Raw genomic sequence first — 24,609 nt, forward strand, 5'->3', positions numbered from 1 at the left:
CACCGCCGGTCCCGGCGCGAGGCCACGTGGACGCTGCGACCGTGGCTGCACCGCGCCCAACACGCGACCGGGACCGGCGGGGATCATGCGCTCTGCTCCTGCGGGCAGAACGGGCACGGCCGATCGGAGCCGCGCTTGGGCCATGCGTGGGCGCACTGGTTGGCGAGGCCGCTGCCGCGCTCGCGGTCGTCGGCAATGTGGGTGGGCAGGATCGGCGAGGGCTCGCCACCTGCGGTGTCGTGTCCGCTCGGGTGCAGGTCAGGCATCGGCCTTCTCCCTCTCGGTCTCGCGCTCGGTCTCGCGCTGCTCGCGGGCCTCGACCTCGGCGACCATCTCGGCGATGGCCTTGTCGCGCTGGTCGGGGCTCGGGCTCCAGCCGTGGTGCTGGCGCTTGTAGGCCGCGGCTGCCGCTGCCTCGGCCTCGGCGTCGAGCCGGTCGGTGTGCGCCTTCCACTCCGCGTCCGCCTCGGCGGCGTTGGCGAGCCTGGGCTCGGCGCCGTTGTTGATGGAGCGCAGCAGGCTCAGCGCCTCCGTGCCGGGTCGGGCCAGGTCGGGGTTGCGGTAGTTGAGGAAGCCGTCGGACGGGGAGCCGGCCAGCGCCTCGTTGATCCGCAGCGCGGTGACGAGGTCGACCAGTGCGTTCCACCTGTCGTTGGCCTCGATGAGCGCCTTCCACGCGGCTGCGACCTTGCCGCCGGCCTTGACCGCCTGCTCGGCGGTGGCGACCTCGGCGGGGATGGCCTCGGCCGCCTTGAGCGTGGCCTCGACGCAGCGGGCTCCCTCGGGCGCGAGGATGTTGGTCACGACCGCCTCGCCGTCGCGGAGCAGCACGCGGCCGGCGCGGTTGCCTGCTGCCTTGGACGCCTCGGCGAGCGCGGCCTTGACCAGTCCGTCGGGGTCGGTGGCGTTGCGTGCCGCGATGAGCTGCTCGCGGGCCTGGTCGACCTCGAGGCTTCCGTCGGCGAGACCGGCCACGATCTCGGCCCGGGCCTGAGCGAAGGACCGGTCGGGCTGCTGGGTGGCGGCGCTGAGCTCCTCGGCGCGGGCCAGGTCGTCGGCCACCTGCGGGGCGAACCTGTCGGTGAGTCCGAGCGCCTCGATCTTGGCGAGGATGGCCCGGGTCTTGCTGGTGTCGAGCATGGGTGTTCTCCTTCGGTCTCAGGCGATCGCCTGGGTTGTCGGGTCGGTGTGGGTCTGGTGGTCGCGGCGAGGCCGGGAGCCGGCGGCCTTGCACCGCTCGCAGAGCGGGATCCGCGGGGCGGGGGTGTGCAGGTCGATCACGGCGTCACAGCGCACGCACTCGAGCCGGTAGCGGCCACGGATTACCGGGGGCTCGGCCTCGGGCTGGCCGTCGTCAGCCGCGGGCAGCAGGTAGGGCGGCAGCGGCTTGAACCGCCCGCACACCTTGCACAGCAGCGCCGGCGTTCCGTCCCGGCGGCCAGTGGTCGCCACGACGACGGGCGCCTCGCAGCCGGGACGGTGGAGGAACCAGTCGAGCTGCTCCTGGGTCGGGGTCTGGGCTGTAACGCCGTTACGGATCGCGTTACCTGGGGCAGTCATGCACCCTCCTTGTGGTCCGGGTGATCCGAAGCTGACGCTTCGGTGGAACAGATCAGAGAGAGGGGCTTGCGCTCCGAAGTCCTCAGTGAGTGAGGCTTTCGCGCGCTGGAACCCTCAGTGATTGCAGGTTTCAGCGGTGCGAAGTCCTCAGTGATTGATGACTTCGCGCGCTTGGCCTTGCGACGCATGTGGATCGGGCACGGCTTCGGAGTCGCCCACATGTCGCCCTTGCGGACACTGTGTGCCGGCACGATCAGGCAGCCCCAGAAGCTTCCTTCGGAGAGCCATCCGTACTCGACCGCGAGGGCGATGTCGCGGCCCACCCACTGGTGGGGCCGGATCTCCCCGGTCTCGCCGTCGACCTTCGCGAGGATCAGGGCGATCTCGCCGCGCTTGAACTTGGCGTGGCCGTTGTTCTCGTGGTGCCCGTAGGCGAGCGAGGCGATCCGGAGCCAGTAGGGCAGCCGCGGGTCTCCCGCGCGGGCCTGCCACTCGTCCATGAAGTGCCGCGCCCATGCGCGCTCGGCGGTCACCACAACCGCCCCTTGCTCTCAGCGTGGAGCCGCTTCACGTCCTCGACCTCGACGCCCGCCATCCGGAGAAGGTGCTCCTCGGAGACGATCTCGACGTTCCACCCCCGCGACTGCGCGACCGCGACGGCATCGCGGGCGGTCGATGGCTGGCAGCCCCACGCGCGGGTGAGACTCGCCCACACGGGCGGGCGGCCCCGTAGGTCGGTCAGCAGCTCGCGGGAGCCGTGACCCTTGAGGAACGCGCACGAGGCGTTGACGAACGCGACGTAGAGCACCCGGCCGCTCATGCGGACCTCCGGTCATCGTCGGTCCAGTACGGCCTCGAGGCCCACGCCGCCGCGATGTCGGCGATCGCCTGGCCGTATCCGTCGTCGTAGCCCGATTCGTAGGTCAGGACCCGGAGCCGCTCGGAGGACGGCAGGGACCACCAGTCCCTATGACGATCCCGCTGCTCGCGCCACGCCTGGTTCCCGAGCGCGTGGATGGCGCGGGCCGCCTCCTCGGTACTCATGCAGCACCGCCCATCCGCCTCGACCAACACCGCGGCCCGATGCCGAGCGCCACGGACTCGCGAGCGGTCAGCGCGTGACCGCAGATCCAGCACCGCGCGTCGGTAGAATCAGCGGCGTCGTCGTGGTTGTCGACCTCTGAGCGCCGGTCCTCTCCTGGGGGCCGGCGCTCTGCCGTTCGGCCCATCAGGCACTCGCCCCACGCGCCTCGTCGATGAAGCGTTCGACGTCCTCGCGGGCGTAGAGCACGCGGCGACCGACCTTGAAGCTGGCCGGCCCCTTCTTGATGTGCCGCCAGTAGCGCACGGTCTCGGCCGACGTGCGCAGCATCGTCGCGACGTCAGCGGTTGTCAGGTACTCGGGCATCTCTCCCCCTCCTTCGGTGCGACAGCGGATCGCCGTCGTGAAGCCTGACGACTTCGTTACGACAATCGAACGCGAAGACCGTTGACTAAGCAAGACGCACCCGTTAGCCTTTGGAACGTCGGAAGGAGGGCGGGATGCCCAGGCGATACGCAGCACGGCCCATCGCAGAGCGCGGTGAGACGAACCTCGCGCGACGCGTTGAGCGCGAGAGGAAGGCGCGAGGCTGGAGTTACGAGACGCTCGCCAAGGAGATGACCGATGTCGGCTGCACGATCAGCAAGGCCGCGCTCTACAGCATCGAGAACGGCAAGCCTCCGCGGCGCATCACGGTGGACGAGCTGACCGGATTCGCCGAGATCTTCACTGACGGCGATGTCGCGGAGATGCTCAAGCCTCCCGAACTGGTCGACCAGGACCGCGCGCACGAGCTCGTCACGAACCTCTTGCGCTGCATCGATGCCTTCGGCCACCTGGCCAGCGAGACCTTCACCGCGCTGCTGGCGTTCTACGACCTGGTCTACGAGAACAGCGAGTTGGCGGAGTACGTCGGCCACCAGCTCGACTCCCGTGCGCCGGCCCAGTACGAAGTCGACCTCAAGGCCGGCCCGGAGGGCGAGGTCGTGACCGAGCTGGCCCTGTTGCGTCTGGTCATGGCCGACCACGAGCACTTGCAGGAGATGCGCACGGCCGCGCGCATGGCCGCCGCGTACCGCAACGGCAACTGGAGCGCGGAGGACGACCGGCTGGCAGAGACGGAGCTCGGCCGCCTACGCGCGAAGATTGAGAAGGCCCGCCTCGAACTGGAAGAGGACTGAGAGATGGCCAGCGTGAAGAAGACGACGATCTCGTGGAAGGTGACCGACCGCGAGACGGGCGCGGTCGAGGTCAGGACCGCGGAGCGCTACAAGGCGCGATTCCGCGACGACGACGGCAAGGAACACGCAAAGCTCTTCCGACTGAAGCGCGACGCCGATGAGTGGCTGAGGAAGAACACGGCCTCACTGGTCCGCGGCGACTTCGTGGCGCCGGCGAACGCGAAGACCCTCGTACGCGAGTACGCCGCCGACTGGGAGAAGGTGCAGATCGGCGAGGCGTGGCGGCGCAACGTCGACAACGCCCTCCGCCTGCACGTCCTGCCGGTGATCGGGTCGCTGCCGATCGGCAAGGTGCAGCGCTCCCACATCGCTGGGCTGGTCAAGGCGCTCGAGGAGAAGGGCCTGGCGGCCTCGACGATCAGCAACCACTACACCGTCGTACGCACGATGTTCGATGCGGCGATCGAGGACCGGGTGATCCCGGCGACGCCGTGCCGGAAGATCAAGCTCCCCCGCGCCTCCGAGGAGGCGGTGATCCCGACCGTGCAGGAGATCGAGAAGGTGCGCGCGGCGCTCGACGAGCGCTGGCGGGCCGTGGTCACGGTGCTCGCCGGGTCGGGCCTCCGGATCGGCGAGCTGCTCGGCCTGAGGGTCGCGGACGTCAACTTCCTGAAGCGGTCGATCCGCGTGGAGCGTCAGCGGACGCAGGCGAACGCGATCACGCCGACCAAGGGCAAGCGCTCGCGCACGGTGCAGGTCGGCCAGGTCATGCTCGACGCCCTCGCGGCACACCTGAAGGCCTACCCCGCCGGCGAGGAGTCACTCTTCGTCGACGAGCTCGGGCAGCCGCTGACCTACCGGCGATGGAAGACGCTGCTCACCGACGCCACGACGGCCGCGGGCGCGAGCCTCACGTCTCACTCCTTCCGGCACTACGCGGCCTCGGCCCTGATCTCCCACGGAGCGAGCGTCAAGGCCGTTCAGGAGTTCCTCGGCCACGCCGACGCGGCGACCACGCTGCGCGTCTACGCCCATCTCTTCCCCGGCGACGAGGAGCGGATCCGCACGGCTCTCGACGAGGCCCTCGCGCCTCTTGCGGACAGTACGCGGACGGCTGAGGCCCGTGGATAGCGTCTGGGCAGGTCAGACGGGGGTTGCCCTTGCAGCCGCCTTCTTGGCCTTCTTGTAGTCGCGGACCTTCTGCAGCGACGCCTCGTCGACGACGTCGGCCACCGACCGGTGGCCCTCGAGCGCGTAGTCGCCCACGGCCTTCTCCCACCCCTCGGGGCGTACGGCGAGCTGCTTGGCCAGCAGCGCGACGAAGATCTGCGCCTTCTGCTTGCCGAACCCCGGCAGCGCCTGCACCCGCTTGAGCAGCTCGGCGCCCGACGAGGCCTCCGTCCACAGCCGGGAGGCGTCGCCGGCGTACTCCCGCTCGACGATGCCCGCGAGCTCCTGGAGCCGCGCGGCCATCGAGCCGGGGAAGCGGTGGATCGCCGGCGGCTGCGCGCAGAGCGCCGCGAACGACTCGGGGTCGGCTGCCGCGATCGTCGCGGGATCGAGGGTGCCGAACCGCTCGAGCACCTTCGCGGGGCCGCGGAAGGCGTGCTCCATGGGGTACTGCTGATCCAGCATCATCCCCACGAGCAGGGCGAAGGGGTCCTCGGAGAGGACCTTGTCGGCAGCGGGGTCACCGGTGATCTGCAGCGCGGGCATGGCCTCATCTTGCCGCAGCCGCGCAGCAGGCGCACCGGAGATGCTCCGGCGGTCAGTCGCGACGGAAGCGCGCCAGTACGCCGCGCTCGCCGGTGCGCACCTCGACCATCGTCAGTGCGCGGCACTCCCCCGCGATCAGGTCGGCCTGGGCGCGCGTGCCGACCTGGAGGAGGACGTCGCCGGCGGGCAGCAGGTGGGCCGCCGCGACCCTGAGGCAGAGCCGGGCGAGATCGAGCCCGTCGGCGCCGCCGTCGATCGCGAGCGGCGGGTCCTCCGGGAATCGCGAGGTCTCTGCGGTCGGGACCCAGGGCGGGTCGGCGACGACGACGGCGAACCGCTCGTCGGGCCGGACCGCCTCCTCGAGGCGACCCTCACGCACGTCGACCAGGTCGGCGAGCCCGGCGGCCTCCGCGTTGGCGCGTGCGTAGTCGCACGCCACCGGGGAGACGTCGACGCACACCAACGGCCGCGGCTCGAGCGCGATCGCCAGCAGGCCGATGTGCCCGGCCCCGCTGCAGAGCTCCAGCACGGGCCCCGGCGGGGCCGTGGCGATGAGCCCGGCCGCCCAGCGGGACTGCTGGGCGGTCCACGGACGAGGCTCGAGCACCCGGCCGTCGTACGCGATGGTCAGGTGCTCGAACCGTGTCGTCCGGGTGAGCGCGGTCTCGCTCAGTGGCTCGCCTTCCCGCCCTTGCGGCCGGCCTTCTTCTTCTGCGCGGTGGTGCCGCCCTGCGAGCTGTCGCCGCCCTTGCCGGACTGCTTGCCGCCGTGCTTGGAGGAGTCCTTCGCGTTGGCGATCCGCGCGGCGCGCTCCTTGGACATGCCCTTGTCCTTGAGGGCCTCGTACTGCCTCTCGTTCTTCACGTTCGCCGACTTGCTGGGCATCGGTGCCTCCTCGTGGTCGTCGACTGCGTCGTCACCGAGCAGGTACCCACCGCCGGGGCAGGCTCAGTCCCCAGTTGTTAGTCCTGAGTCCTTGACCGCGAGCACCGCACAGGGAGCGTCGAGAAGGATCCGCTGCGCCTGCGTCCCGAGGATCAGCTTGCCGACCGGCGAGCGGCGGCGTACGCCGATGACGAGCAGGTCGGCGTCGACCTCCTCCGCGATCTCGACCAGGTCGTCGGCGGCGCCGACGCCGGCCACGGTCTGCCGGATCTCGTACGGCACACCGGTGCGGTCGAGGCGCTCACGGGCGGCGGCCAGGTCGGCCTCGGTCTTGCGGAGCCACTCCTCCTCGCTCTCCTCGCGCAGGGAGCTCACGATCACCAGCGGGAGGCCGCGCAGCCGCGCCTCCTCCACCGACCGGAGCAGGGCGGCCTCCCCCTCGGGCTTGGCGACGTAACCGACGACCACCGCCGACATGACTCCTCCTCCGCTCGCTGGATGTCGTTCCGGGCACCGTACCGCTTGTGGACGGACGCCCACGCCGCTCCCGTTCCCGGGGCAGGCTGGTCCCATGCCGACTCCCCTGCCGACCACAACGCGGATCGAGGGGCTGCAGGAGCCGGTCGACCGCGGGGTCGAACGGCTGCTGCGGCGCGCCGTGCTCGCGCACGCCTCCGGCGAGCGGCGGCGCCAGCACCAGGCGCTGCTCCACGTCGGCGTGCCCGGCGGCCGGGAGCTGGTCTTCCCGCTGCTGCCCGGGGAGAGCATCGACCAGGCGCTCGACGCCGACGTCGTCGCTGCCATGCGGCTGCGGACCGGCCCGCCGACACCGCTGGTCTGGCTGACCCGCGCCGGCGATCTCGACCTGCAGGACGTCGACGCCCGCTGGCTCGCCGCAGCCCGGCAGGCGTACGCCGAGGCCGGGGTGCCGCTGGTGTTCGTCGTGGTCAACCGGCACGGCTGGCGCGACCCGCGCACCGGCGTACGCCGCGACTGGAAGCGACTCCGCCCGCGCAGCGACTGACGCCGGGCGACCGTCGGGGAGCGTCTCAGTCCGCGGGGTCCCAGGTGTGCACCGGCTCGTTGCGGTGCATGTGGGCGCGGTAGTCGAGCAGCGTCTCCCGGAGCGCGTCGTACCTCTTCTCCCCCGTCGCCGTGCCCGCGCGCTCGTGCACGCGGGCGACGAACCACTCGGCGCCGTTGGTGCCGGAGAGACAGCGCTGCTCGATGATGCCGAGCAGCCGATCGGCGACCTCGGACTCGACGCCCCACGACGCCAGGCCGAGTTGGGCCAGCGGCAGCAGCCTGCGCAGGACGATCTCGGTGGCCGGTGCCTGGCCGAGCCCCGGCCAGAACAGCTGGGCGTCGATGCCGAAGCGGGCGGCCTCGTGGAAGTTCTCCTCCGCGGCCTGGAACGACATCGCGGACCACAGGGGCCGTGGGCTGCGCGCCAGCGCGCGGACCAGCCCGAAGTAGAAGGCCGCGTTGGCCATCGTGTCGACCACGGTCGGCCCGGCGGCGAGGACGCGGTTCTCGACGCGCAGGTGCGGCACCTTCCCGGCGTCGGTGTCGACGACGTCGTAGACCGGGCGGTTCCAGCGGTAGATCGTGCCGTTGTGCAGGCGCAGCTCGGGCAGCGCGGGCGTGCCGCCGGCGTCCAGCACGGCCAGCGGGTCCTCCTCCTCGAGGACGGGGAGCAGCGGCGGGAAGTACCTGACGTTCTCCTCGAAGAGGTCGAACACCGAGGTGATCCAGCGCTCGCCGAACCACACCCGCGGGCGCACGCCCTGCACCTTGAGCTCCTCGCTGCGGGTGTCAGTCGCCTGCTCGAAGAGCGGGATCCGGGTCTCGCGCCACAGCTCCCGGCCGAGGAGGTAGGGCGAGTTGGCGCCCACGGCCAGCTGCACCGCGGCGATCGCCTGCGAGGCGTTCCAGTACGCCGCGAACTCCTCCGGCCGGACCTGCACGTGGAACTGCGTGCTCGTGCAGGCCGCCTCCGGCATGATCGTGTCGGAGGTCTGCTCGAGCCGGTCGCGGCCGCCGATGGAGATCGCGATGTCCTCGCCGCGGGCGCCCAGCACCTGGTCGTTGAGCAGCTGGTAGCGCGGATTGGCGCTGATCGTGTGGAGGCCGAGGTGCTCGTCGCGCAGCGTCGGCAGGATGCCGATCATGACCAGGTGGGCGCCGATCGCGGCCGAGCGCTCCTCGGCGTGGTTGAGGCTGGCGCGCAGGCTCTTCTCGAACTCGGTCAGGCCGTCCTCCCGCAGCCGACGTGGCGGGACGTTGATCTCGATGTTGAACAGGCCGAGCTCGGTCTGGAACGCCTCGTCGGCGATCGCGGCCAGCGCCTCGGCGTTCTTCAGCGCGGGGTCGCCGGTGTCGTCCACGAGGTTGAGCTCGACCTCAAGGCCGGTCATCGGGTCGGCGGCCTCGAACCGCTCCTCGCGGAGCATGCGTGCGAAGACGTCGAGGTTGCGCCGCACCTTCTCGCGGTAGCGGGTGCGGTCCTCCCTCGTGAACTCCTGCTGCTCGACCTCGTCTCCCATGGGGCCAACCTAGAAGCGTTCGGGGGTGGTGGGAATGGTCCGGTGCGGGCGCGTCATCACGCGTCCTGCCAGCTCTGCTCGGTGCGGGCGACGAGGTCGTCGACGACTCCCTCCACGGTGCCGCTCCGCTCGTAGGCGGCGCGCTGCCGGGTCGCACCGCCCGAGCGCAGGACCCGCTCGACGCCCTCGGTGACCCGGTCTAGGTCGCCGGCGGCGTCGAGCCGCGGCCGGACGTGGTCGACCAGCGCGGTGAGCACGTCGCGGGCGGGCGCCAGCTCGCGCTCGGCGGGGTGGACGAGCGAGTTGGCCAGACCCATCCGGGAGGCCCGCCACGTCGCGGCGCGCAGGATCTCGGCCCGCCAGCCGGGCAGCGGCCCTCCGGCCCGCCACTCCTCGGCCGCGGTCTCCACCAGGCCGCGCACGAGCGCGGCGGCGAGCACGGCGTCGGCGACGTCGGTGCAGACGTCGAGGACCCTGACCTCGACCGTGGGCTGGGTCCGCGAGAGCCGGGCGTCGTAGTAGAGCATCCCGTCGTCGCGTGCGGCACCGGTCATCCTCAGCAGCCGCGAGGTCTCCTCGTAGCCAGCCAGCGACCCGAACGCCTCGGTCGCGCCCGCGCTGGGCCAGCGGCTCCAGGCCTGGGTGCGCCAGGAGGCGTAGCCGGTGTCGCGGCCCTCGAAGTACGGCGAGTTCGCCGCGAGCGCCACCAGCACCGGCAGCCACGGCGTCATCCGGTCGATGATCCCGACGCCCTCCTCCGGGGAGTCGATGGCGACATGGACGTGGCAGCCGCAGGTCTGGCTGGTGCGCGCCGCCTCGCCGAACGTCTCGACCATCGCGCGGTAGCGGTCGTCGGGTGAGACGGCCGGCTCGACCCCGTCGAGCGGGACGACGCCGGCCGCCGCGACGGCGACGCCGGCGGTGCGCGCCGCCTCCCCGGCCGTACGACGAGCCGCGACGAGCTGCGCCTCGATGTCGTCGAGCGAGGCGCTCGGGTCGGTCCGCGTCTCCAGCATGTGGAGGAAGAGCTCCTTGTCGAGCTCGTCGCTCGCGGCGTGCGGGTCGCGGCCACCGCCGTGCTCGCGGTTGGCCTTGAGGACCTCGACGGCCCGGGCGCTGACCGTGCGGGTCTCGGGGTCGACGAGGAGGAGCTCCTCCTCCACGCCCACGGTGCGGGTGGCGTCCATGGCGGACCGATACCCACCTCGGGCCCGGACGCAGCCGCCGTCGCATCGTGACGAACGTCGCTAGGCACCCTCCTCGCACCACTCCTCCGGGTCGTTGCGCTCCTCCCAGGTGGCCGGCGGGACCGCCTCGGTCAGGATGGTGGACATCAGGGTGCCGAGCGGGTGGCCCGGCTCCCGCGGCAGGCAGCGGTCCAGGGCGCACCAGGCCAGCGCGCCGTCGCCGGCCAGCCAGGCGGCCAGGGCCAGGATCGCGGCCGGGTCGGCGACCAGCCCGTCCGGAGCGCGCCGGACGACGTCGGTCCAGAGCGTGACGTGGGCGGCCGCCTCGTCGCGCCTCATCCCGCTCCACGCCTGGTGGGCCAGCTTGTCGTCGGCGAGGGCGAGCAGCAGCGAGGCGAGGTCGTCCGTGTCGGCGACCCTGCCGTGCGGCAGGCTGCGCGAGACCAGCCCGATCAATCCCGCCAGGTTGAGCGGCTCGGCCGCGACGAGGGCGCGCTCGGTCTCCGCCACCGCCGTCGGGTCCCCTGCGACGCCCGCGACGAGCTCGGCCCGCGACCCGAGGGTCACCCGGCCGTCGTAGACCGCCGCGGCCCGGAACTCGTGGCCGGAGACGTCGTAGGGCACCCCGTGGGCAGGCACGTCGGCCCGCGGCGGCAGCGCGAACCAGCGGCCCTCGTGGGCGCGCAGGCAGTCGATCACCCGGATGCCGGAGCGGCGGAACCGTCTGCTCAGCTGCTGGGCGAGCCGGCGGACGAGCGGGCCGCCGTCGGCGTACACCACGAAGACGACGGCCTGGACCCGGTGCCGGATCGCCGGTCTCAGCAGCGCGTCGACGCAGGGCTCGAGATGGTCGCGCTCGCGGGGCAGGTCGAGGCGGGCGTGGAACTGGTGGTCGGCACCGAACGTGAGCATCACCAGGGAGTCCTCCGGCTCGAAGCCGAGGACGAGAGGCACGGCCGCGAGGAGGTCCTCGGGGCGCTTGGCTGTGAGGGTCGTGGTCATGCCGGCCACGCTTCCCGGATCCGCCGACGAGCTACCGGGGCCCGGTGAGCAGCTGTGGACAACGCCTGCGCGAGCCCTGCCTGTGGACGGGAACCGACCCGTCAGAGCATGCGCTGGAAGACCACGTGGGTCACCCCGGACGGGCTGGACACCGACTCGACAGCGTACTGCTCCTCGAGGCCCTCCAGCCCGTCCCACAGCCGTACGCCGCGACCGAGCAGGATCGGTACGACGACCACGTGCAGGTGGTCGACGAGCCCGGCCGCCAGGTAGTCGCGGAGCACCGACACCCCGCCGCCGATGCGTACGTCGAGTCCGTTCGCCGCCTCACGCGCGGCTGCGAGCGCCTTCTCCGGGCTCGCGTCGAGGAAGTGGAAGGTGGTCCCGCCCTCCATCTCCACCGGCGGCCGCGGACGGTGGGTGAGGACGAAGGTCGGGGTGTGGAAGGGCGGGTTCGGTCCCCACCAGCCCGTCCACTCCGGGTCGTCCTGCCAGCCGGGAGGCCCGAACTTGCCGGCACCCATGATCTCGGCGCCGATCCCCGGCTCGAAGCGCTGGGCGAAGGCGTCGTCGACCCCGGTGCTCCCGCCCTGCTGACCGAACAGCGCCCTCCCGAACGACGTCGCGACCATCCACTCGTGCAGCCGCTCGCCGGCGTGGCCGAACGGCGTCTCGAGCGCCTGTCCGTCACCGGTCCCGAAGCCGTCGAGCGAGATCGAGAAGTTCTGGACCCGCACCTTCGACATGACCAGCTCCTTAGTGCTTGCAAGATGCAATCAGCACGCTAGAGTCGCTTCGGGCGGAGCGCAACCAGGATTAGTCGGCGGTCGCGGCTAGGTTGCAGCCATGCGGCCCCATGCGTCGGTGATGCACCTCGACCTCGACGCGTTCTTCGCCTCGGTCGAGCAGCGCGACAAGCCGTCGCTGCGCGGCAAGCCGGTCGTCGTCGGGGGCGTCGGCGGGCGCGGGGTGGTCTCGACGGCGTCGTACGAGGCGAGGAAGTACGGCGTGCGCTCGGCGATGTCGACCCGCGAGGCACGCTCGCGCTGCCCGCACGCCGCGTTCCTCTATCCGCGCTTCCAGGCCTACCGCGCGGTGAGCGACGTCGTGATGGGGATCCTGCGGAGCGTGTCGCCGCTGGTCGAGCCGCTCTCCCTCGACGAGGCGTTCGTCGACCTCGCCGAGGCGCAGCTGCCCGACCTCCGGGTGGGGACCGTGACCGGCGTCGCCGAGGAGGTCCGGGCGCGGGTCGCGGAGGCGACCGGCGGGCTGACCGCGAGCGTCGGGATCGGCACCTCGAAGTTCATCGCCAAGATCGCCAGCGACCTCGACAAGCCGGACGGCCTGGTGGTCGTCGCTCCCGGCACCGAGCAGGACCTGCTCCGCCCGATGAACGTCACCGTCATCCCCGGCGTCGGGCCCGCGACGGCGGAGCGGCTGCGCCGGGCCGGCATCACCACCGTCGCCGACCTCGAGGCGGTGAGCCTCGAGGAGCTCGTCCGGCTGGTCGGCAAGGCCCACGGCGCCGGCCTCTTCGCGCTCGCCCGCGCGCAGGACGACCGGGGGGTCGTCGCCGCGCGCGAGGCGAAGTCGGTCAGCGTGGAGGGCACCTACGACACCGATCTGACCGACCGCTCGCTGATGGAGTACCTCCTGACCCGCCAGGCGGCCGAGGTGGCCGCCCGGCTCAAGAAGAGCGGCCTCTCCGGGCGGACGGTGACGATCAAGGTCAGGCTCTACGACTTCACCACCCTCAACCGCTCGGCCACGCTCCCGGCGCCCACCGACCACGCCGGCACCATCGGCCGGCTGGCGCGCAGCCTGCTCACCGACGTGATCGACAAGGGGGACACCTCCGGCGGCGTACGCCTCCTCGGCGTCGGGGTCTCGGGCCTCGCGGACTGGATCCAGGAGGACCTCTTCGGCGACACCCTCGACGAGGCCGGCGACGAGCCGGAGCGGGACGCCCCGGTCCCCGAGCTCGAGCGGCGCTCGCGGTCCGGCTGGCAGCCCGGCATGGACGTCGTCCACGCCGAGCTCGGCCGCGGCTGGGTGTGGGGCTCGGGGCGCGGCGTCGTCACCGTCAGGTTCGAGACGGCGGAGACGCCGGCGGGGCCGGTGCGCAGCTACGCCGCCGACGATCCCGACCTCGAGCCCTGGCAGCCGCCGGTCAGCGAGCCACTCGAAAGCCCTGGGTAGAGGAGCCGAGGGACGAGGCGTCTCGAAACCTGACCCGCTCCCCCGGCCGCGCCTGCGCGCACTGCCACAGGTCGGCCGGGTCGACGACCGCCGCGACCGGGTAGCCCCCGGTGGTCGGGTGGTCGTTGAGGAAGACCACCGGCTGGCCGTCGGGCGGCACCTGGACCGCGCCGAGCACCATCCCCTCGCTCAGCAGCTCACCGGGCTCGCGCGGCAGCGGCTCGCCGGCCACCCGGAGGCCGACCCGGTCGGACGCCGGCAGCACCGTCCACTCTCCCGCGCAGAGGCGCGCGACCACGTCGTCGGCGAACCACTCCGGCCGCGGCCCGGGATGGACGCGGAGCCCGTCCGCCGTCCGCCTCGGCGGGGTGTCGACCCAGGCCGGCGTACCCGTGGGCCCTCCCACCGGCAGCACGTCGCCCTCGCCGACGCGGGCCGGGCCGATCCCCGCGAGCGTGTCGGTCGACCGCGAGCCGAGGACCGGCTCGACCGCGATGCCGCCGGCGACGGCGACGTACGAGCGCACGCCGGTCGCCGGGACGCCGATCTCCAGGACGCCGCCGGCGGGCAGCCACTCGGCCCGGCCGTGGCCGCGCGCCGCGCCGCCGACCGTGACGGAGGCGAGCGCGCCCGTGACGGCCACCCACAGGCCGGCGTCGCTGCGCACCCGCAGCCCGCCCAGCGTGACCTCGAGGACCGCGGCCGACGGCTCGTTGCCGACCAGCCGGTTGGCCAGGGCGGCTGCCGGCGCGTCGAGCGCGCCGGCGCGGGGCACGCCGAGGTGGGCGTACCCGGGGCGACCGGCGTCCTGCACCGTCGTGAGTACGCCGGCGGCCAGGACCTCGAGGCTCACGACCCCGCCGCCGAGGCGTCGGTGAACCGGACGCGTACGCCGGGCGCCAGCAGCGCGGGCTCGTCGCGGGCGAGGTCCCACAGCGGGACCTCGGTGCGGCCGAGCAGCCGCCAGCCGCCGGGCGAGGCGGAGGGATAGACACCGCAGTACGGCCCGGCCAGGCCGACCGAGCCGGCGGGCACCCGCGGCCGCGGCGACTCCAGGCGCGGCACCACCCACTCCTCCGGGAGGCCGGTCAGGTAGGCGAACCCGGGCGCGAAGCCGCAGAACGCGGAGGTGAACTCCAGCGTGGTGTGCCGCTCCACCACCTCAGCGTCGCCGACGCCCCAGTGCCGGGCCACGAACGCCAGGTCCGGGCCGTCGTACGCCGTCGGCAGCTCGACCAGCGGGCCGGCCGGCACGGCGCCGGACGGCGTCCAGTCGGCCAGCGCCGCGCGCAGCGCGTCCGGCGAGGCCACGTCGTCGAAGAGCACCGTGGCGGCGGCAGGCACGATCTCGCCGGCCGCGACCGGCACCGCCCGGGCCCAGCCGGCGAGCTCCGCCGCCTCGACGGCGGAGCCGACCTCGACGAGGAGCGCCCGGGGCCCGAACTCACGCGCACGCATGGGACCAGTGTGGCGGAGGTGGAGAATCGCCGCGTCGCCCCGCGTGTCGATTTGCGCTCGCGGGCCCGCGGTCGCGACCATGGGCGTGGAAAAGGTGAGGGCCTCGTTGGTGGTATGAGCATCAACGAGGCCCTCGGTTTCGTCAGTGCTGCGTCGGATCCGGAGATCCTCTGCCTGCGCTGACTCGTCGAGATCGCCCTGGGCTCTCGCCCCGGCACCTTCCCGGCGACTCGGTCAACCTGGTGGCCTTGCGGCCGGTCAGCTGATCGATGCCCCATTCCTACGCCCGGGCCGAACCGCCGCGCAAGAGGTTCGCGCGAGGAATTTACCGAGATTCGGAAACCCACAGTTTCCTCCACAGAAACGTGCGCGTCATGCACAGGTTGGGCCCGATCTCCACAGCCGGAACTCCCAGGCTGTGGAGATCCCGGTCCGGTCCGGAGGCCCGACCGCCTGGTCACCCGAGCGGACGCAGCCACCAGCCGGCGGCCTCGAGCTCGCGGCGTACGGCGGCGGCGTGGGCGACCGCCCCGGGCGAGTCGCCGTGCAGGCAGAGCGAGTCGACCCGGCCGGCGAGCTCGAGCGCCTGCGCGACGATGCCATCCTCCGACTCGACCAGCGCACCCGGTTCGCCGCGCGGCACCAGCCGCCCTTCCTCGCCGTAGCCGCGGTCCGGGAAGCCCTCGTGCCACACCTCCCGGCCCGCCTCGCGGGCCCGGGCGAGCAGCTCGCCGTCCATGCCCAGCACCGGCAGCCCGCGTCCGTCGATGACCGACCCGTCGAGGACGGCCCGCGCCTGCTCGGCGTCGTCCATCGTGCGGTGGTAGAGCGCGCCGTGCGGCTTCACGTAGCTCACTCGCACGCCCTCCGAGGCGGCGATCTCGGCGAGTGTCCCGACCTGGTCCGCGATCTGCTCGCGCAGCACGTCGTAGGCGACGTCGAGCGCGACCCGTCCGAAGTTCGGCCGGTCGGCGTACGACACCTGGGCCCCGACGGCCACCCCGCGCACGGCCGCCTCGGCGCACACCGCGCGCATGATCGCCGGCGAGCCGGCGTGGTAGCCGCAGGCCACGTTGGCCGAGGTGACGATCGCCAGCAGCCCGGCGTCGTCGGTCACCTCCTCGCCGAGGTCGGCGTTGAGGTCGACGGCGGCGCCGGCGCTGTCACGGCCATCGGATCCCGTCATGGCTCCGAGGATAGGGTCGGCCGCATGTCGCAGGCCCAGAAGACGACGCAGGAGATCCAGGCCCCGCCGGTCGCGCCCCGGAAGCCCACCAGCCGGGAGCTGCACGGCCACGTCCGCACCGACGACTACGAGTGGCTGCGGCGCAAGGAGGACCCCGAGGTCCGCGCCTACCTCGAGGCCGAGAACGCCTGGACGCAGTCCCGTACGGCGCACCTCGCCGGCCTGCGCGAGCAGATCTTCAAGGAGATCAAGGAGCGCACCCTCGAGACCGACCTCTCGGTGCCGACCCGCAGCCGCGGCTACTGGTACTACGGCCGCTCCTTCGAGGGCCGGGAGTACGGCGCGAGCTGCCGCGTCCCGGTCGCCGACGACGGCGACTGGACCCCGCCGACCCCCGCCGACGTCGCGCCCGACCAGCCCGCGCTGCCGGGCGAGGAGGTGCTGCTCGACCTCGACGCGCTCGCCGAGGGCCACGAGTTCTTCAGCCTCGGCGGCTCGGCCGTCAGCCCCGACACCCGCCTGCTCGCGTACGGCACCGACGTCGTCGGCGACGAGCGCTACACCGTGCGGGTCAAGGACCTCCGCACCGGCGAGCTCCTCCCAGACGTGATCGAGAACGTCCACGGCGGCGGCGTCACCTGGGACCGCGCGGCGCAGTGGCTCTACTACACCACCGCGGACGAGTCCTGGCGCTCCGACAAGGTCTGGCGGCACCGGCTCGGCACCGACCAGTCCGAGGACGAGCTGGTCCTCCACGAGGCCGACGAGCGGTTCTGGGTCGGCGTCGGCCGCTCCCGCAGCGACCGGTTCATGATCATCGCCAGCGGCGCGAAGATCACCTCCGAGTACCGCTTCCTCGACCTCGACGCCCCCGACGGGGTGTGGAAGGTGTTCGCCGCCCGCGAGGAGGGCGTCGAGTACAGCCTCGAGCACGCGGTCGTCGGCGGCGACGACGTCTTCCTCGTGATGCACAACGCCACCGACCCGGACTTCGAGCTCGCGATCACGCCGGTCGCGCCGACCCCGCGCGAGCAGTGGACGCCGCTCATCCCGCACGTCGCCGGCGTACGCCTCGAGGACGTGGACGCCTTCGCCGGCCACCTCGTCGTCCACCAGCGCAGCGAGGGGCTCACCCAGCTCCGGATCCTGGAGCTCGGGCCCGCGGGCGTGACCGACGACTATCTCGTGGGCTTCGAGGACGAGCTGTACACCATCGGCTCCGGCGGCAACCCGTCGTTCGACACCCCGGTCGTCCGGCTCGGCTACACGACGATGCGCATCCCGAGCTCGGTCTACGACTACGACGTCCGCACCCGCGAGCTGACCCTGCGCAAGCGGGCTCCCGTCCTCGGCGGCTACGACCCCGACGACTACGAGGAGCACCGGCTCTGGGCGACCGCGGAGGACGGCGTCGAGGTGCCGATCTCTCTCGTCGTACGCAAGGACGCCAGGGCGAGGGGCCCGGTGCCCGTGCTGCTCTACGGCTATGGCTCGTACGAGGCGTCGATGGACCCCTACTTCTCCGTCCCGCGGCTCTCGATGCTCGACCGCGGTGCCGCGTTCGCGATCGCCCACGTCCGCGGTGGCGGGGAGATGGGCAGGCACTGGTACGACGACGGGAAGCTGTTCCACAAGCAGAACACCTTCGGCGACTTCATCGCGTGTGCCCGTCGCCTCGTCGAGGCCGGCTGGACCCGCCCCGAGCTGATCGTGGCCGAGGGCGCGAGCGCCGGCGGGCTGTTGATGGGCGCGGTCGCCAACCAGGCGCCCGACGCGTTCGGCGGGATCGTCGCGGGGGTGCCGTTCGTGGACGCGCTGACGACGATGCTCGACTCCAGCCTGCCGCTGACCGTGACCGAGTACGACGAGTGGGGCAACCCCGAGGCCGACCCGGCGGCGTACGACTACATGGCGTCGTACGACCCCTACACCAACGTCACAGCGCAGAAGTACCCGCCGATCCTCGCCGAGACCTCGCTCAACGACACCCGGGTGCTGTACGTCGAGCCGGCGAAGTGGGTCGCGAAGCTGCGGGCGGTGGCGGGCGCCGATGTCCTCCTCAAGACCGAGATGTCGGCCGGCCACGGCGGCGTCTCGGGGCGCTACAAGGCCTGGCAGGACCGTGCGTTCAGCCTCGCGTGGATCCTCGACCGGATGGGTCTCGCGGACGTCTGAACCGGCGCCGTTCCTGTGCCGTGTCAGGAACAGCCCTGAAAAGACCCTGAGATTGGCCCGCCGGCGCAACTCCCGGGGACCGTCGCTCGTCCTTCGGGACAAGAGATCGACGCATACCGGGGGAATCCTCCGGTCACCTCATGCGTTGACATCCCCGTGAGGCCTCTGTGTCTCACACGTAAGGAGGATCCCATGGCGACACGCACCGCACCACCTGCTCCCAAGGGCCGTGAGATCGAAGGCCGCGACAGCGTCGGGCTGTACCTCGACGAGATCGCGCGCAACGAGCTGCTGGACGCCGCCAAGGAGGTCGAGCTGTCCAAGGCCATCGAGGCCGGCCTGATGGCTGAGCACCTGCTCGCCGAGGGCCGTGTGGGCCGCAAGGCCCCCGGTGGCGCCACCCGCGCTGAGCTGGAGTGGCTCGCGGAGGAGGGCCGCAAGGCCGTCGACACGTTCATCACCGCCAACCTGCGCCTGGTCGTCTCGATCGCGCGGAAGTACGGGCGGGCCCAGATGCCGATGCTCGACCTGATCCAGGAGGGCAACACCGGCCTGATCAGGGCGGTCGAGAAGTTCGACTACACCAAGGGCTACAAGTTCTCGACCTACGCCACCTGGTGGGTCCGCCAGGCCATCACGCGCGGCATCGCGCAGCAGGCCCGGGTCGTCCGGCTCCCCGTCCACGTGGTCGAGGAGCTCAACCAGGTCGGCGGCGCGCGCCGCACGCTCGAGCGCCAGCTCGGCCGCGAGCCGGAGCCCGAGGAGATCGCCACGGAGCTGGGGATGGAACTCGACCGCGTCCTCGACCTGATGGCGTGGGGCCGCGAGCACGTCAGCCTCGACTCCCCCGTGGACGAGGACGGCGACACCTCGCTCGGTGACCTGATGGCGCAGGAGACCGCCCCGGGCCCCGACCTCAACTTCATCGACGTCGAGTCGCGCGAGCGGCTCAACAGCCTGGTCAGCCGGCTCGACGATCGCGCGGCCGACATCATCCGCAGCCGCTACGGCCTGGTCGACGGGCGCCAGCACAAGCTCGCCGACATCGGCCTCAAGCACGGCATCTCCGCCGAGCGGGTCCGCCAGCTGGAGCGGGAGGCGCTCCAGAAGCTCCGCCGCTTCGCGGACCCCGATCTGGCGGCCTGAGGGGCTTCCCCTGGTCGGCTGTTCGAGGTCAGCCGGCCCGTCGCAGGGACTCGAAGACCTCCGTCACCCGGTGGCGGAGGTCTTCGAGCGTCCCGGTGTTGTCGATGACGTAGCCGCCCGGCCGGTCGGCCGCCGCGCGGCGCTGCTCGCGGGTCGCCTGCGCGCCGATCCGCGCGCGGGCCTCGTCCTCCGACATCCCGCGGTCGCGGGCGAGCCGCTGCACCTGCGCCTCGGTCGGGGCGTCGACCACGATCACTGCGTCGAACCGGTCCGCCTGGCCGGTCTCCACCAGCAGCGGGATGTCGTGCACCACGATCGCGTCCGGCCCGGCCTGCTCCTCCAGCTCGGCGCCGCGGGCCCGGACGAGCGGGTGGATGATCCCCTCGAGGACCTTCCGCTTGCCCTCGTCGGCGAAGACGATCGCCCCGACCTTCGGCCGGTCCATCTCGCCGGTGGAGGTGAGGACGTCGGGCCCGAAGGCCTCGACGACCTGCACGAGCCCCGGCGTGCCCTTCGCGACCACCTCGCGGGCGAGCCGGTCGGCGTCGACCACGACGGCGCCCAGCTCGGACAGGATCGACGACACGGTGCTCTTGCCCGACGCGATGCCGCCGGTCAGTCCTATGCGCATGGCGTCACCGTAGTGGGCCGAGGAGTACGTCGGCCGCGGCGACCGCCGTCGCCGCGCCGGTGCCGTGGGTGTGGAGCGTGCGTGCGCCCGGGTCGTCGGGGCGGGCCAGCCCGCCGTAGGCGACCACGGCGTCCGGCACCTGCGCCAGCACGGCGCCGACGAGGTCGTGTCGCGGGTCGTTGCCCTCGACGACGACCAGCACCTCACGGGCCGGGGCGGCGGCTCGGGCGGCGGCCGCCGCGGCCGCGGCGTCGGTGACGTCGACGACCGGCCACCCGGGGCGGCGGCGGGCCAGCTCCGCCAGGAGCTCCGACGGGCGCCGCCCTGCGGCGTAGCCGAGCGCGGCCGCCGGCGCGAGGACGACGGCGTCGCCGCGCAGGCGTACGTCGCCGGTGGTGGTCAGGGCATTCGCTGCAACCCTCGCTCCGAGCGAACGCTGGGTCTGCTCGTCGACCCGCTCCGCGGGAGCCGGATCGCCGGCACCGACGGTGGCCGCGAGGGCGGCGACCCGGCCCGCGGCCTCCTCGAGGCGATCCGCGGGAAGGGAGGCGTCCGCCACCGCCGCCACGATCGCGGCCACCACCTCCTCGAGCGCCGACCCGTCGTCGTACGGCTCGGGGAAGGCGGGGTTGCCGATGCAGACCAGGTCGGCGCCGGCGGCGAGGGCCGCGACGGCGGCAGGACCACGCCCCGTCCGCGCCGAGACTGCCTTCATGTCGAGCGCGTCGGTGGCGATCACGCCCGCGAAGCCGAGCTCCTCGCGCAGCACCCGGAGCACCGGCGCGCTGAGGGTGGCCGGCCGTTCGTCGAGCCACGAGAGCACCAGATGGGCGGTCATCACGCACGGGACACCCGCCGCCACCGCGGCGGCGAAGGGCGGCAGGTCGCGCGCCCGCCACGTCGCCTCGTCGACGCCGACGACCGGCAGCCCGACGTGGGAGTCCGTGCGGGTGTCCCCGTGGCCGGGGAAGTGCTTGGCGCAGGCCGCCACGCCCGCCTCCGCCAGCCCGCGTACGGCGGCGGCGCCGTGCCGCGCGACCAGGGCGGGGTCGGCGCCGAACGACCGTACGCCGATGACGGGATTGTCGGGCTCGGAGTTCACGTCGAGCACCGGGGCGAGGACGAGGTCGACGCCCGCCGCCCGGGCCTGCAGGCCGAGGCCGCGGGCGACCTCGTGGGTGGCATCGACATCGTCGAGCACGCCGAGCGCGGCCGCACCCGGCCACCGCGAGCCGCCGTGCAGGTCGAGCCGGGTCACCGAGCCGCCCTCCTCGTCGGAGGCGACCAGCACCGGCCCCGCCGCGTGCAGCCGGCTGGTCAGCGCCTGCACCTGCTCCTCGGACCCGACGTTCTGGCCGAAGAGCGCGACGCCTCCGAGACCGGCCTCGGTCGCGTCGAGGAGCCAGTCTGGCGGCGTCGTACCGACGAAGCCCGGCATCACCACCTCGAGCGCGAGCCGCCGCAGGTCGCCCGCGGCGCTCATCCCTTCACCGCCCCGGCGACCATCCCCTCGCCGAGTCGGCGCTGGACGAGGAGGAAGAAGACCATCACCGGCACCGTGAGCAGGGTGGAGCCGGCCATGACGGCGCCCCAGTTGGTGGAGTACTGCGTGAAGAACTGGCGCAGCCCCGCCGCGGCGGTGAACTTGCTGTCGTCGTTGATGAAGGTGATCGCGAAGACGAACTCGTTCCACGCGGTGATGAACGAGTAGACGCTGGTCGCGATCAGCCCCGGGGCCACCAGTGGGAACAGCACGTGCCAGAACATCCGCGGCCAGGACGCACCGTCGACGTACGCCGCCTCCTCGAGCTCGCGCGGGATCCCGGCGACGAACCCGCGCAGGGTCCAGATCGCGAACGGCAGCGAGAAGGCGACGTAGACCGCGACCAGCCCGACCAGGTGGTTGAGGAGGCCGAGGCCCTTCGCCTCGATGAACAGCGGGATGACCAGCGCCTCCACCGGCACCATCTGTACGACGAGCACCATCACGAGGATGGCCGTGCGGAACCGGAACCGGAAGCGCGACACGGCCACCGCGGCGAGCAGCGCGAGCGCCCCGCTGACCACGATCGTGCCCAGCGCCACGACGAGCGAGTTGCGCAGGTAGGTGCCGAAGTGGCCCTCGTCCAGCACGAACCGGAAGTTGTCGAGCGTGAGCTGCGAAGCCACGACCGAGCGGGAGCCGGCGTTGGCGCGGGCGTTGAACGCCGTCGAGAGCATCACCAGCGCCGGGCCGAGGCTGAAGACCAGGACCAGGACGAACCCGATGCCGACCGCGGCGCGCTGGCTTCGGCTGCGCGGTCCGAGACCGCTCACAGCTCCTCCTGCCGGAAGAGGGTGCGCAGGTAGACGGCGGTGATGGCGAGGAGCATCAGGGTGAGGAGGACGGCGATCGCCGCGCCGAGCCCGTAGCGGTTCTGCGAGATCGCGGTGATGTAGGACCAGGTGCCGAGGTTGAGGACGTCGCGGTTGGTGCCGTTGCCGCCCGGCATCAGGTAGATCTGGGTGAAGACCTTGAAGTCCCAGATCGTCGACAGGATCGTCACGACCGCGAAGACGGGCCGCAGCAGCGGGAACGTGACGTGCCAGAACCGCCGCCAGGCACCGGCGCCGTCGAGCACCGCCGCCTCGAGGGTGTCGCGCGGCACCGTGGAGAGGCCGGCGAGGACCGTCACGGCCACGAACGGGAAGCCGTGCTGCACGACGTTGACCGTCGCGATGGCATAGAAGGCGAGCCGCTCGGTGAACCAGTTGGTCTGGTCGGGGTCGACGAGCCCGAGGTGGCCCGCGAGCTCGACGAAGAAGCCGTCACGGGCGTCGAAGAGGAACACCCAGACGTACGTCACGGTGACGGCCGGCATCGCCCACGCGACCATGATCGCGCCGACCGCGATCGCCCGGGCGACCTGTCCGAGCTGGGCGATCAGCAGGGCGACCGCCGTACCGGCCGCGACCGTCAGCGCGACGTTGACGACGGCGAACACGACGGTGTTGGGCAGCGCCGTGCGCAGCAGCGGGTCGTGGAAGACGTCGCGGAAGTTGTCGAGGCCGAGCCAGGACCGCTCCCCCGTCACCAGCTCTCGCAGGCCGAAGTCCTGGAACGACAGCACGCCGACCCAGCCGAGCGGGTAGATCAGCAGGAGCCCGAGCACCGCGAGCGCCGGAAGCACCAGCGCCCACGGCAGCCAGCGGGGGGTGTGGCGGAGACGACGGCCCGCCGCCGGTGGTCGTACGCCGGCGGCGGGCTCGGTCGTCGGGATCGTCTGGGTCACGCGGTCTGCTGTGCTCGCCTCGGGTCAGCCCTTGGAGAAGATGTCGTCCATCTCGGCCGCCGCGTCCTTGGTGGCGTCGGCGACGGACTTCTTCTTCGACAGGATCGACTCCAGCATCGCGGCCATCGTCTTCTTGCCCTGGATCTGGCCGTACAGCTCGGTCACCGGCAGGCTCGCCCCGGCCTCCGACATCTGCTTGGCGAAGGGCGCGACCAGCGGGTCGTTCTGCTGCTGCACCTTCTTCAGCAGCGACTTGGTCCCCGGGAAGAATCCGGACTGCTCGCTCCACTTCTGGGCGAACTCGCCGGTCGTCATCATCCGCACCAGCGCCCAGGCGAGGTTCTTGTCCTTCGCGGTCTCGAAGATGCCGAGGTGGGAGCCGCCGAGGAACGACGGGGACATCCCGCCGTCGGGACCCGGGATCGGGAAGGCGCCGATCTTGCCCTTGAGATCGGGGTTGGCGTCGATCAGGGCGCCGGGCGTCCAGCTGCCGGAGATCATCATCGCGACCTGGCCCCGGCTGAAGGCGTCGGAGAGGTCGGCCTCGTCCCACGTCGTCGCGGCCGGGCTGGAGAAGCCGTGCTCTGTGGCGAGGCCGGTGTAGAACGAGATCCCCTTCTGGGCCGCCGCGGAGTCCACCCCGCTCGACCAGGTCCCGTCCTTCTCGGTGGCGATGTCGCCGCCCGCACCCCAGATGAACGGGTCGACGCCGTACTCGCTGTCGCCGGGGACCGGGAAGGTGATCATCTTCGGGAACGCGGCCTTGATCTTCTCGCCGGCCTGCACCAGCTCGTCCCAGGTCGTCGGCGGCTCGACGCCCGCCTTCTTGAAGACGTCCGTGCGGTAGATGACCGAGCGGACGCCGGCGTACCACGGCATGCCGTAGAGCTTGCCGTCGATCGTCCCCGCCTCGACGAGGCCGGGCACGAGGTCGCTCTCGAGCCCGGACTTCTTCACCGCCTCGGACAGGTCGATCAGCCCACCCGCCTCGGCGAACTCCGGGGTCCAGGTGGTCCCGACCTCGGCGACGTCGGGCGTCGTGCCGCCGGCGATCGCGCTCACGAACTTGTCGTGCGCCTCCGCCCACTGCACGAACTGCACGTCGAGGTCCGCGCCGGTCTCCTTCTTGAAGGCGGTCTTCAGCTCGTCGACGTACGGCTTCGGGTCGGGGTTCGTGCCCTCCATGATCCAGACCGTCAGCTTCTCGCCATCGCCGTTCGGGGTGCCGGTCGGGTCGGTGATCCCGGCCGACTCAGCACCGCTTCCGCTGCCGCAGGCGGTCGCGAGCAGCGTGACCACCGCGAGGCCAGCGACGAGCCGGCCCCACCTCGTCCTCGATGCCTTGACCCCCGATGGCCTGCCGAGCACCCGCATCACCGCACCGCCTGTCGTCCGAGAAGCCCGCCCGAGAAGGCGGACAGGT

Annotated in this window: 30 protein-coding genes; 6 read left to right on the top strand and 24 right to left on the bottom strand. The window is 72.3% G+C overall.

From position 1 onward, the window contains the following. Nucleotides 1-83 precede the first annotated feature (83 nt). Genes ABLE53_RS00505 through ABLE53_RS00535 form a run of 8 tightly spaced genes read right to left on the bottom strand, consistent with a single transcriptional unit; the run spans nt 84 to nt 2,968 of the window. Nucleotides 84-266: a hypothetical protein gene (locus ABLE53_RS00505; protein ID WP_348856566.1), complete on the bottom strand. Its 183-nt coding sequence runs from the start codon at nt 264-266 to the stop codon at nt 84-86. Then, nucleotides 259-1,140 carry a hypothetical protein gene (locus ABLE53_RS00510; protein WP_348856567.1) on the bottom strand — a complete coding sequence of 294 codons (882 nt, stop codon included), beginning with the start codon at nt 1,138-1,140 and terminating at the stop codon, nt 259-261. The genes ABLE53_RS00505 and ABLE53_RS00510 overlap by 8 nt, the downstream gene beginning before the upstream one ends. 18 nt (nt 1,141-1,158) lie before the next feature. Beyond that, on the bottom strand, nt 1,159-1,560 hold the full coding sequence (locus ABLE53_RS00515) for a hypothetical protein (protein ID WP_348856568.1): 402 nt from the start codon (nt 1,558-1,560) through the stop codon (nt 1,159-1,161). Then, on the bottom strand, nt 1,557-2,093 hold the full coding sequence (locus ABLE53_RS00520; protein ID WP_348856569.1) for a hypothetical protein: 537 nt from the start codon (nt 2,091-2,093) through the stop codon (nt 1,557-1,559). The genes ABLE53_RS00515 and ABLE53_RS00520 overlap by 4 nt, the downstream gene beginning before the upstream one ends. After that, complete coding sequence (locus ABLE53_RS00525) at nt 2,090-2,380, bottom strand: hypothetical protein (RefSeq protein ID WP_348856570.1); 291 nt, start codon at nt 2,378-2,380, stop codon at nt 2,090-2,092. Before ABLE53_RS00525 ends, ABLE53_RS00520 begins: the two co-directional genes overlap by 4 nt. Then, nucleotides 2,377-2,604, bottom strand: coding sequence for a hypothetical protein (locus ABLE53_RS00530; protein WP_348856571.1), 228 nt, complete (start codon nt 2,602-2,604; stop codon nt 2,377-2,379). The genes ABLE53_RS00525 and ABLE53_RS00530 overlap by 4 nt, the downstream gene beginning before the upstream one ends. Then, nucleotides 2,601-2,789: a DUF6011 domain-containing protein gene (locus ABLE53_RS24755; RefSeq protein WP_425474825.1), complete on the bottom strand. Its 189-nt coding sequence runs from the start codon at nt 2,787-2,789 to the stop codon at nt 2,601-2,603. Before ABLE53_RS24755 ends, ABLE53_RS00530 begins: the two co-directional genes overlap by 4 nt. Then, entirely contained in the window at nt 2,789-2,968 is a 180-nt protein-coding gene (locus ABLE53_RS00535) for a helix-turn-helix domain-containing protein (RefSeq protein WP_348856572.1), read from the bottom strand. The genes ABLE53_RS24755 and ABLE53_RS00535 overlap by 1 nt, the downstream gene beginning before the upstream one ends. Before the next feature lie 134 nt (nt 2,969-3,102). Here ABLE53_RS00535 and ABLE53_RS00540 point away from each other — a divergent pair, with 134 nt between their 5' ends. Together ABLE53_RS00540 and ABLE53_RS00545 are read left to right on the top strand one after the other, a co-directional pair. Continuing rightward, entirely contained in the window at nt 3,103-3,783 is a 681-nt protein-coding gene (locus ABLE53_RS00540; protein WP_348856573.1) for a helix-turn-helix domain-containing protein, read from the top strand. Between the two features lie 3 nt (nt 3,784-3,786). Further along, nucleotides 3,787-4,914: a tyrosine-type recombinase/integrase gene (locus tag ABLE53_RS00545; RefSeq protein ID WP_348856574.1), complete on the top strand. Its 1,128-nt coding sequence runs from the start codon at nt 3,787-3,789 to the stop codon at nt 4,912-4,914. Between the two features lie 12 nt (nt 4,915-4,926). Here the strand turns inward: ABLE53_RS00545 and ABLE53_RS00550 are convergent, their stop codons facing one another. The 4 genes from ABLE53_RS00550 to ABLE53_RS00565 all read right to left on the bottom strand — a co-directional run bounded on the left by ABLE53_RS00550 (nt 4,927) and on the right by ABLE53_RS00565 (nt 6,861). Beyond that, nucleotides 4,927-5,499, bottom strand: coding sequence for an HhH-GPD-type base excision DNA repair protein (locus ABLE53_RS00550; RefSeq protein WP_348856575.1), 573 nt, complete (start codon nt 5,497-5,499; stop codon nt 4,927-4,929). Nucleotides 5,500-5,551: 52 nt separating this feature from the next. After that, nucleotides 5,552-6,106 carry a methyltransferase gene (locus tag ABLE53_RS00555; protein ID WP_348856576.1) on the bottom strand — a complete coding sequence of 185 codons (555 nt, stop codon included), beginning with the start codon at nt 6,104-6,106 and terminating at the stop codon, nt 5,552-5,554. 62 nt (nt 6,107-6,168) lie between these two features. After that, entirely contained in the window at nt 6,169-6,384 is a 216-nt protein-coding gene (locus ABLE53_RS00560) for a DUF7218 family protein (protein ID WP_348856577.1), read from the bottom strand. Nucleotides 6,385-6,447: 63 nt separating this feature from the next. Beyond that, nucleotides 6,448-6,861 (bottom strand): universal stress protein, encoded by a 414-nt coding sequence (locus tag ABLE53_RS00565; protein WP_348856578.1) that lies wholly within the window; start codon nt 6,859-6,861, stop codon nt 6,448-6,450. Nucleotides 6,862-6,955: 94 nt separating this feature from the next. On the opposite strand from ABLE53_RS00565, the gene ABLE53_RS00570 reads away from it, so the two are divergent. Next, a complete protein-coding gene (locus tag ABLE53_RS00570) occupies nt 6,956-7,408 on the top strand; it encodes a hypothetical protein (protein WP_348856579.1) in 453 nt (150 codons plus the stop codon). Between the two features lie 25 nt (nt 7,409-7,433). Here the strand turns inward: ABLE53_RS00570 and ABLE53_RS00575 are convergent, their stop codons facing one another. From ABLE53_RS00575 to ABLE53_RS00590, 4 genes are all read right to left on the bottom strand, one after another. Beyond that, nucleotides 7,434-8,930: a glutamate-cysteine ligase family protein gene (locus ABLE53_RS00575; protein WP_348856580.1), complete on the bottom strand. Its 1,497-nt coding sequence runs from the start codon at nt 8,928-8,930 to the stop codon at nt 7,434-7,436. Nucleotides 8,931-8,986: 56 nt separating this feature from the next. Next, complete coding sequence (locus tag ABLE53_RS00580) at nt 8,987-10,117, bottom strand: glutamate--cysteine ligase (RefSeq protein WP_348856581.1); 1,131 nt, start codon at nt 10,115-10,117, stop codon at nt 8,987-8,989. A gap of 60 nt (nt 10,118-10,177) precedes the next feature. Further along, nucleotides 10,178-11,119: a DUF4192 domain-containing protein gene (locus tag ABLE53_RS00585; protein ID WP_348856582.1), complete on the bottom strand. Its 942-nt coding sequence runs from the start codon at nt 11,117-11,119 to the stop codon at nt 10,178-10,180. A gap of 101 nt (nt 11,120-11,220) precedes the next feature. Continuing rightward, nucleotides 11,221-11,865 carry a dihydrofolate reductase family protein gene (locus tag ABLE53_RS00590; RefSeq protein WP_348856583.1) on the bottom strand — a complete coding sequence of 215 codons (645 nt, stop codon included), beginning with the start codon at nt 11,863-11,865 and terminating at the stop codon, nt 11,221-11,223. A 100-nt stretch (nt 11,866-11,965) separates the two neighbouring features. Between ABLE53_RS00590 and ABLE53_RS00595 the strand changes: the two genes are divergently transcribed. After that, nucleotides 11,966-13,318 carry a DNA polymerase IV gene (locus ABLE53_RS00595; protein ID WP_348856584.1) on the top strand — a complete coding sequence of 451 codons (1,353 nt, stop codon included), beginning with the start codon at nt 11,966-11,968 and terminating at the stop codon, nt 13,316-13,318. Here ABLE53_RS00595 and ABLE53_RS00600 read toward each other — a convergent pair. The 3 genes from ABLE53_RS00600 to ABLE53_RS00610 all read right to left on the bottom strand — a co-directional run bounded on the left by ABLE53_RS00600 (nt 13,290) and on the right by ABLE53_RS00610 (nt 15,962). Beyond that, entirely contained in the window at nt 13,290-14,171 is an 882-nt protein-coding gene (locus ABLE53_RS00600) for a 5-oxoprolinase subunit C family protein (RefSeq protein ID WP_348856585.1), read from the bottom strand. The genes ABLE53_RS00595 and ABLE53_RS00600 overlap by 29 nt on opposite strands. Further along, nucleotides 14,168-14,776, bottom strand: a complete 609-nt coding sequence (locus ABLE53_RS00605) for a 5-oxoprolinase subunit B family protein (protein ID WP_348856586.1) — start codon at nt 14,774-14,776, stop codon at nt 14,168-14,170. The genes ABLE53_RS00600 and ABLE53_RS00605 overlap by 4 nt, the downstream gene beginning before the upstream one ends. A 457-nt stretch (nt 14,777-15,233) precedes the next feature. After that, entirely contained in the window at nt 15,234-15,962 is a 729-nt protein-coding gene (locus ABLE53_RS00610; RefSeq protein WP_348856587.1) for a 5-oxoprolinase subunit PxpA, read from the bottom strand. Nucleotides 15,963-15,986: 24 nt separating this feature from the next. Between ABLE53_RS00610 and ABLE53_RS00615 the strand changes: the two genes are divergently transcribed. Both ABLE53_RS00615 and ABLE53_RS00620 read left to right on the top strand, forming a co-directional pair. After that, nucleotides 15,987-18,137, top strand: coding sequence for a S9 family peptidase (locus ABLE53_RS00615; RefSeq protein ID WP_348856589.1), 2,151 nt, complete (start codon nt 15,987-15,989; stop codon nt 18,135-18,137). 192 nt (nt 18,138-18,329) lie between these two features. Continuing rightward, the gene (locus ABLE53_RS00620) at nt 18,330-19,283 is read left to right on the top strand and encodes a sigma-70 family RNA polymerase sigma factor (RefSeq protein ID WP_348856591.1); all 954 of its coding nucleotides are present in this window, start codon (nt 18,330-18,332) and stop codon (nt 19,281-19,283) included. A gap of 28 nt (nt 19,284-19,311) precedes the next feature. Here ABLE53_RS00620 and coaE read toward each other — a convergent pair whose 3' ends face one another. Genes coaE through ABLE53_RS00645 form a run of 5 tightly spaced genes read right to left on the bottom strand, consistent with a single transcriptional unit; the run spans nt 19,312 to nt 24,560 of the window. Continuing rightward, nucleotides 19,312-19,914 carry a dephospho-CoA kinase gene (gene coaE, locus ABLE53_RS00625; RefSeq protein WP_348856592.1) on the bottom strand — a complete coding sequence of 201 codons (603 nt, stop codon included), beginning with the start codon at nt 19,912-19,914 and terminating at the stop codon, nt 19,312-19,314. A gap of 4 nt (nt 19,915-19,918) precedes the next feature. Beyond that, nucleotides 19,919-21,397 (bottom strand): glycoside hydrolase family 3 protein, encoded by a 1,479-nt coding sequence (locus tag ABLE53_RS00630; RefSeq protein WP_348856593.1) that lies wholly within the window; start codon nt 21,395-21,397, stop codon nt 19,919-19,921. Beyond that, on the bottom strand, nt 21,394-22,230 hold the full coding sequence (locus ABLE53_RS00635) for a carbohydrate ABC transporter permease (protein WP_348856594.1): 837 nt from the start codon (nt 22,228-22,230) through the stop codon (nt 21,394-21,396). The genes ABLE53_RS00630 and ABLE53_RS00635 overlap by 4 nt, the downstream gene beginning before the upstream one ends. After that, complete coding sequence (locus ABLE53_RS00640) at nt 22,227-23,186, bottom strand: carbohydrate ABC transporter permease (RefSeq protein WP_348856595.1); 960 nt, start codon at nt 23,184-23,186, stop codon at nt 22,227-22,229. Before ABLE53_RS00640 ends, ABLE53_RS00635 begins: the two co-directional genes overlap by 4 nt. 24 nt (nt 23,187-23,210) lie before the next feature. Next, complete coding sequence (locus ABLE53_RS00645) at nt 23,211-24,560, bottom strand: sugar ABC transporter substrate-binding protein (RefSeq protein ID WP_348857745.1); 1,350 nt, start codon at nt 24,558-24,560, stop codon at nt 23,211-23,213. Between the last annotated feature and the right edge of the window lie 49 nt (nt 24,561-24,609).

The sequence above is a fragment of the Nocardioides asiaticus genome, assembly GCF_040049175.1.
GTDB classification, from domain to species: domain Bacteria; phylum Actinomycetota; class Actinomycetes; order Propionibacteriales; family Nocardioidaceae; genus Nocardioides; species Nocardioides cheoyonin.

Bases quoted from the DNA above. Each gene is read 5' to 3' on its own strand.
- ABLE53_RS00545 (WP_348856574.1), top strand. From the start codon at position 3,787: ATGGCCAGCGTGAAGAAGACGACGATCTCGTGGAAGGTGACCGACCGC.
- ABLE53_RS00510 (WP_348856567.1), bottom strand. From the start codon at position 1,140: ATGCTCGACACCAGCAAGACCCGGGCCATCCTCGCCAAGATCGAGGCG.
- ABLE53_RS00560 (WP_348856577.1), bottom strand. From the start codon at position 6,384: ATGCCCAGCAAGTCGGCGAACGTGAAGAACGAGAGGCAGTACGAGGCC.
- ABLE53_RS00575 (WP_348856580.1), bottom strand. From the start codon at position 8,930: ATGGGAGACGAGGTCGAGCAGCAGGAGTTCACGAGGGAGGACCGCACC.
- ABLE53_RS00590 (WP_348856583.1), bottom strand. From the start codon at position 11,865: ATGTCGAAGGTGCGGGTCCAGAACTTCTCGATCTCGCTCGACGGCTTC.
- ABLE53_RS00630 (WP_348856593.1), bottom strand. From the start codon at position 21,397: ATGAGCGCCGCGGGCGACCTGCGGCGGCTCGCGCTCGAGGTGGTGATG.
- ABLE53_RS00515 (WP_348856568.1), bottom strand. From the start codon at position 1,560: ATGACTGCCCCAGGTAACGCGATCCGTAACGGCGTTACAGCCCAGACC.
- ABLE53_RS00645 (WP_348857745.1), bottom strand. From the start codon at position 24,560: ATGCGGGTGCTCGGCAGGCCATCGGGGGTCAAGGCATCGAGGACGAGG.
- ABLE53_RS00595 (WP_348856584.1), top strand. From the start codon at position 11,966: ATGCGGCCCCATGCGTCGGTGATGCACCTCGACCTCGACGCGTTCTTC.
- ABLE53_RS00530 (WP_348856571.1), bottom strand. From the start codon at position 2,604: ATGAGTACCGAGGAGGCGGCCCGCGCCATCCACGCGCTCGGGAACCAG.
- ABLE53_RS00540 (WP_348856573.1), top strand. From the start codon at position 3,103: ATGCCCAGGCGATACGCAGCACGGCCCATCGCAGAGCGCGGTGAGACG.
- ABLE53_RS00615 (WP_348856589.1), top strand. From the start codon at position 15,987: ATGTCGCAGGCCCAGAAGACGACGCAGGAGATCCAGGCCCCGCCGGTC.
- ABLE53_RS00550 (WP_348856575.1), bottom strand. From the start codon at position 5,499: ATGCCCGCGCTGCAGATCACCGGTGACCCCGCTGCCGACAAGGTCCTC.
- ABLE53_RS00585 (WP_348856582.1), bottom strand. From the start codon at position 11,119: ATGACCACGACCCTCACAGCCAAGCGCCCCGAGGACCTCCTCGCGGCC.
- ABLE53_RS00525 (WP_348856570.1), bottom strand. From the start codon at position 2,380: ATGAGCGGCCGGGTGCTCTACGTCGCGTTCGTCAACGCCTCGTGCGCG.
- ABLE53_RS00505 (WP_348856566.1), bottom strand. From the start codon at position 266: ATGCCTGACCTGCACCCGAGCGGACACGACACCGCAGGTGGCGAGCCC.
- ABLE53_RS00570 (WP_348856579.1), top strand. From the start codon at position 6,956: ATGCCGACTCCCCTGCCGACCACAACGCGGATCGAGGGGCTGCAGGAG.
- ABLE53_RS00535 (WP_348856572.1), bottom strand. From the start codon at position 2,968: ATGCCCGAGTACCTGACAACCGCTGACGTCGCGACGATGCTGCGCACG.
- coaE (WP_348856592.1), bottom strand. From the start codon at position 19,914: ATGCGCATAGGACTGACCGGCGGCATCGCGTCGGGCAAGAGCACCGTG.
- ABLE53_RS00580 (WP_348856581.1), bottom strand. From the start codon at position 10,117: ATGGACGCCACCCGCACCGTGGGCGTGGAGGAGGAGCTCCTCCTCGTC.
- ABLE53_RS00565 (WP_348856578.1), bottom strand. From the start codon at position 6,861: ATGTCGGCGGTGGTCGTCGGTTACGTCGCCAAGCCCGAGGGGGAGGCC.
- ABLE53_RS00605 (WP_348856586.1), bottom strand. From the start codon at position 14,776: ATGCGTGCGCGTGAGTTCGGGCCCCGGGCGCTCCTCGTCGAGGTCGGC.
- ABLE53_RS00610 (WP_348856587.1), bottom strand. From the start codon at position 15,962: ATGACGGGATCCGATGGCCGTGACAGCGCCGGCGCCGCCGTCGACCTC.
- ABLE53_RS24755 (WP_425474825.1), bottom strand. From the start codon at position 2,789: ATGGGCCGAACGGCAGAGCGCCGGCCCCCAGGAGAGGACCGGCGCTCA.
- ABLE53_RS00620 (WP_348856591.1), top strand. From the start codon at position 18,330: ATGGCGACACGCACCGCACCACCTGCTCCCAAGGGCCGTGAGATCGAA.